Raw genomic sequence first — 4,914 nt, 5'->3', positions numbered from 1 at the left:
GCGCGAAGTAAGGAGAAAGCTCCATGTCCGCCCTCAAGAGCCCCGCCCTCAAGAGCACCGCCCTCAAGATCACCACCCGCACGGCTTTCCGCTTCGCGCTGCTCGCCGCCGTCGCCGCCGGTCTTCCCGCCTGCAACGCCATGTCGCGGGTGGGGGACATCGGCTCCGCTCCCGAACTCACCAAGATCAAGGACCCGCAGGCCCAGCCGGGCTACCAGCCGGTCAGCCTGCCGATGCCGACCCCGCTGCCGACCGAGCGCAACCCGAACTCCCTGTGGCGGACCGGCGCCAAGGCGTTCTTCAAGGACCAGCGCGCCAACAAGGTCGGCGACCTGCTGACCGTGGACATCCAGATCAACGACCAGGCCCAGATCAACAACCAGACCACCCGGACGCGCAACAACTCCGAAACCGCCGGCATGCCGAACTTCCTCGGCTTCGAAGGCAAGGCGCTGCAACGCGCGCTGCCCGACGGGGTGAGCGCCGACAGCCTGATCGACCTGTCCAGCACCACCTCCAACGCCGGCAAGGGCGCCGTCAACCGCAAGGAGCAGATCACCCTGAAGGTGGCCGCCCTGGTCACCCAGACCCTGCCCAACGGCAACATGGTGATCCAGGGCCGGCAGGAGGTCCGCGTGAACTACGAGGTGCGCGACCTGATCATCACCGGCGTGGTCCGGCCCGAGGACATCACCGCGCAGAACACCATCAGCTACGAGAAGGTGGCCGAGGCCCGGATCTCCTACGGCGGACGCGGCCAGATCACCGACGTGCAGCAGCCCCGCTACGGCCAGCAGCTCTTCGACATCATCATGCCCTTCTGACGGCGGGCGAGACACCGCGGGCAAGAGCGCCGGAAGAGCGCCGGGAGGGCAGTTTCTGCCGCCCGGCGCCTTTTGCCGTGACCGGGTTTGCCGGGTTTGCCGCCGGGCCGGCCCCGACGAAAAAAGCCCCCGCCGGTTCCGGCGGGGGCTTTTCCAATGCACGCCTTGGAAGGCGCGGCGTCAGTCGTCGCGCTGGGTGCGCTCCATCCGCTCATGCCGCTCCTGGGCCTCCAGGCTCAGCGTCGCGATGGGGCGGGCGTCGAGGCGGCGGACGGAGATGGGCTCCCCCGTTTCCTCGCAATAACCGTAGGAACCGTCCTGCAACCGCTCCAGCGCCGCGTCGATCTTCGAGATCAGCTTGCGCTCGCGGTCGCGGGTGCGGAGTTCCAGCGCCCGGTCAGTCTCCGCCGACGCGCGGTCGGCGATGTCCGGTTCCTGGATGCCGCCTTCCTGGAGGCTGCTCAGGGTCTCGCTGGATTCGGCCAGCAGCTCCGCGCGCCAGCGCAGAAGCTTCTGGCGGAAATATTCCCGCATGACGGGATTCATGAACTCCTCGTCTTCCGACGGGGCGTAGTTCTTAGGCAGAAGCGGAGACGACATCCGAGAGCATCCAACGCAAAAGGGTGATCCGGGCGGCGCGGAGTATAGGTAGCCGCATCGGCAACCGCAACCCCGCGCTTTGCCTATCGAAGCGCGAACAAGCCCTTGGAGAAGCAAAGTTTTGTGAAACGTCCGGCCTTGACCGTACGGCCGATGCCGAAAAGCCGGTCCTATGGCCGGAAGGACCGGCGGCGCCCGACCGCCCCGTGCCGGGACCGCGGGCGGCGGAACCGGGAAAGGCGGTCAGGGGGTGAGCTTCGCCAGCTCGACCTGGGCGCGCAGGTCGATCTGGTCAAGAATGTCGGCCAGCCGCGGATCGTCCACATGGACGCGGCGCGACTGCACCACCTTCACGAGGTCCATCAGCTTCTGCGCCGGAAGCGTGCCGGCCAGCAGCCCGTGCTGGATCTCCTCCAGCTTGTCGAGCATCTCTTCGGCGCGCATCTTCCCGCGCGACGCACGGGCGGTGGCATCGTCCACTTCCTGCAACGCCAGGACGCTGGCGATGCCGGCCAGCGGTGCTGCGGCATGGACGCCCTGCGCGTTGTTGGTCTCGCCGACGAGCTGCTTGGAAAACGACGCACCGGACGAGCCTTCGGCCTTCCCCGTGCGCCGGACCGAGCTGCTGCCGCGAAGTTTTCCGGGGCCTTCGACTTTCATGTTCCGTGCAACCGGTTTCGGAAAAGCGCGATACTCTAGATGGAAGCACCTTAACATCTGGTCAAGGCTTGCCGCAATCGGGCAAAAATTGCCCCGTTTGCGTGACATAAAGCGGTCGGACGCGGTGCCAATTTCCGGCCTTTTCATCCGCCGCCCGCCGTTCCGCTTGCCGATCCTGGCGGTTGCCTGCCGCCCGCGGCTCTGGCACGCCGTTTGTATAGGAAGGGACAGCCGTTGAGGAGTGTCCCCGCCATGACCGCCACCGCCCTGCCCCGCGCCGCCCTGCGTCATGCCGCCATGCCCCGCGCCGCCGTCCTGCTCCGCGCGGTCGCCCTGCTGGCCGCCATGGCGGCGGCGCTGGTCCTGCTGTCGGCGCCGGCCTCGGCCTCGTCGGCGCGGATCAAGGACGTGGTGGACGTGGAGGGCGTGCGCGACAACATGCTGATCGGCTACGGCCTGGTGGTCGGCCTGAACGGCACGGGCGACAGCCTCAACAACTCGCCCTTCACCGAGCAGAGCCTGGTCGGCATGCTGGAGCGGATGGGCGTCAACACCCGCGGCACCAACCTGCGCACCAAGAACGTGGCGGCGGTGATGGTGACGGCGACCCTGCCGCCCTACTCCGCCCAGGGCACGCGCATCGACGCCACCGTCTCGGCGATGGGCGATTCGAAGAGCCTGCTGGGCGGCACGCTGCTGGTCACCCCGCTGCTGGGCGCCGACGGCGAGGTCTATGCGGTGGCCCAGGGGCCGATCGCGGTGTCCGGCTTCTCCGCCCAGGGCCAGGGGGCCAGCGTGACGCGCGGCGTTCCCACCTCGGGCCGCATCTCCTCCGGCGCCATCGTGGAGCGCGAGATCCAGTTCTCGCTGGCCGAGCTGCCGGTGCTGCGCCTGTCGCTGCGCAACCCGGACTTCACCACGGCCCAGCGGGTGGCGACCGCCATCAACATCCAGCTCCGCGGCAATCGGGCGCAGGCCACCGACCCGTCCTCGGTCCTGCTGAGCGTCCCGGAGGCGCGGCGCGGCGACATCGTCGGCCTGATCACCGAGATCGAGCAGCTTCGCGTCACCCCCGATCAGGTCGCCCGCGTGGTGGTGGACGAGAAGTCCGGCGTGATCGTGATGGGCGAGAACGTCCGCATCTCCACCGTCGCCATCGCCCAGGGCAACCTGACGATCCGCGTCACCGAGACGCCCCAGGTCAGCCAGCCCGGCCCCTTCAGCCAGGGCCAGACCGCGGTGGTGCCGCGCACCGACATCCAGGTGGACGACCAGTCCAACAACCGCCTCGCCGTGATGAACTCCGGGGTGACGCTTCAGGAGTTGGTACAATCCTTGAATGCGCTTGGCGTGGGTCCGCGGGACATGATCGCCATTCTTCAGTCGATCAAGGCCGCCGGCGCCCTGCAAGCGGAGATCGAGGTGATCTGATGGATACGGCGCTTTCCCTTCCCGGCCTTCCGCCCCCGCGCCTCCCGGCGGCTGCCGAGCGCGCCCAGGCCGGAGCCCAGACCGGAGCCCAGGCGAGCTTCCGCACGGCGGTGCGGACCGATCTGGCCGATCCCCGCACGGCGGAAAGCAAGGTGGACCCGGCGATCCGCGCCAAGCTCCGCCAGTCCGCCAACGAGTTCGAGAGCGTCTTCGTCTCCCAGATGCTCGGCCACATGTTCGACGGGGTCGAGGTGGACGAGACCTTCGGCGGCGGCCATGGTGAGGAGATGTTCCGCTCCATGCTGACCAACGAATACGGCAAGCAGGTGTCCCGCAGCGGCGGGTTCGGCATCGCCGATCAGGTTTACCGCGAGCTTCTGCGCGCACAGGAGGGCAATCATGGATAAGGTCGACGTCCGCTTCCCGCAGCCGTCCAAGGCTCCCGCCGCCAATCTGCCCAAGAACGCCGGGGAGCGCGCCGACGCGCTGGTCGAACTGATGGACCGGCTGAGCGCCCATCTGGCGCGCGAGACGGAAGCGGTGATGCGCCACTGCACCAGCGCCGAACTGGCCCGGCTGGCGCGCGAGAAGCAGCCGATGATGCTGGTCTACGAGGAGGTGTCGCGCCTGCTGCGCGTGGACCGCGAGGGCATGGCCGCCCTGCCCGACGAGACCAAGGCCCGCCTGCGCGAGGCCACCCGCGCGCTGTACGAGGCGTCCGCCGCGAACGCCGAGGCGTTGCGCCGGAACAGCGCGGCGCAGAAGATCCTGGTGGACACGGTGGTCGGCGCCATCAACCGCGCCCGGCAGGTCACCACCGTCGCCTACGGCACCGCCCCGGTTCCACCCCGCGCGACCTACGTCACGCCGACCCATGGGCCGTCCACCTCCGCCACGCTGAACACCCGTCTCTGACCATCCGCCGGAACCGCCGGCATCCGCGGGAAGGGCCGTCCGACCGGGCGGCCCTTCGGCGTTGCGGAGTCCGGCAAGAAGCGCCGGGCACCCGGCGGATTTTGCCGCCCGGCGGACGGAACTGCCGGGCATGGCGGCGGGTCCGGCGCCCCGGCGGCGGCCCGGGACTGGCCCGTTAGTTGCTTATCGACAGGGTGCGCATCTCTGCTTCGGGGAATCCGTTCCATGGCCATCCAAACGAACACCGCGTCCTCCGCGTTCGAAAGCCTGGTCAGGGGCCAGACCGCCTCCGGCCAGAGCACGGCCCCGCGAAGCGACATGTTCGCCTCCATGATGGACCGCCTCATCAGCGAGGCCGCCACCCGGAAGCGCGATCAGGCCCAGGCGGACGCCGCGGCCCTGGAGCGGCGCAACGCCGCGGCGGACTCCGACGATCGGCCCGCGGTCCGCAAGGCGGCGGAGCGCGCCCAGCCGGCCCGGCCCG

6 protein-coding genes and 1 pseudogene are annotated in these 4,914 nt (G+C 69.2%); 5 read left to right on the top strand and 2 right to left on the bottom strand.

Annotation, left to right across the window (positions count from 1 at the left end):
- Positions 1-23 precede the first annotated feature (23 nt).
- The gene (gene flgH, locus QSG27_RS27680) at positions 24-824 is read left to right on the top strand and encodes a flagellar basal body L-ring protein FlgH (RefSeq protein WP_306711912.1); all 801 of its coding nucleotides are present in this window, start codon (positions 24-26) and stop codon (positions 822-824) included.
- A 180-nt stretch (positions 825-1,004) separates the two neighbouring features.
- Here flgH and dksA read toward each other — a convergent pair whose 3' ends face one another.
- Both dksA and QSG27_RS27670 read right to left on the bottom strand, forming a co-directional pair.
- Positions 1,005-1,424, bottom strand: coding sequence for an RNA polymerase-binding protein DksA (gene dksA / locus QSG27_RS27675; protein WP_174440846.1), 420 nt, complete (start codon positions 1,422-1,424; stop codon positions 1,005-1,007).
- A 243-nt stretch (positions 1,425-1,667) separates the two neighbouring features.
- Positions 1,668-2,084 (bottom strand): flagellar assembly protein FliX, encoded by a 417-nt coding sequence (locus tag QSG27_RS27670; RefSeq protein ID WP_306711907.1) that lies wholly within the window; start codon positions 2,082-2,084, stop codon positions 1,668-1,670.
- A 252-nt stretch (positions 2,085-2,336) separates the two neighbouring features.
- On the opposite strand from QSG27_RS27670, the gene QSG27_RS27665 reads away from it, so the two are divergent.
- From QSG27_RS27665 to QSG27_RS27650, 4 genes and pseudogenes are all read left to right on the top strand, one after another.
- Positions 2,337-3,515 carry a flagellar basal body P-ring protein FlgI gene (locus QSG27_RS27665; RefSeq protein ID WP_306711905.1) on the top strand — a complete coding sequence of 393 codons (1,179 nt, stop codon included), beginning with the start codon at positions 2,337-2,339 and terminating at the stop codon, positions 3,513-3,515.
- Positions 3,515-3,922: a rod-binding protein gene (locus QSG27_RS27660; RefSeq protein ID WP_306711904.1), complete on the top strand. Its 408-nt coding sequence runs from the start codon at positions 3,515-3,517 to the stop codon at positions 3,920-3,922. The genes QSG27_RS27665 and QSG27_RS27660 overlap by 1 nt, the downstream gene beginning before the upstream one ends.
- On the top strand, positions 3,915-4,430 hold the full coding sequence (locus QSG27_RS27655) for a flagellar basal-body protein (protein ID WP_306711902.1): 516 nt from the start codon (positions 3,915-3,917) through the stop codon (positions 4,428-4,430). Before QSG27_RS27660 ends, QSG27_RS27655 begins: the two co-directional genes overlap by 8 nt.
- A gap of 225 nt (positions 4,431-4,655) precedes the next feature.
- A pseudogene (locus QSG27_RS27650) lies at positions 4,656-4,914 on the top strand (flagellar hook-length control protein FliK); the annotation flags it as partial.

Source organism: Azospirillum isscasi, assembly GCF_030849505.1.
GTDB lineage: Bacteria > Pseudomonadota > Alphaproteobacteria > Azospirillales > Azospirillaceae > Azospirillum > Azospirillum isscasi.
Note: the sequence above shows the minus strand (reverse complement) of the source record. Positions and strands in the feature narration are given on the sequence as shown.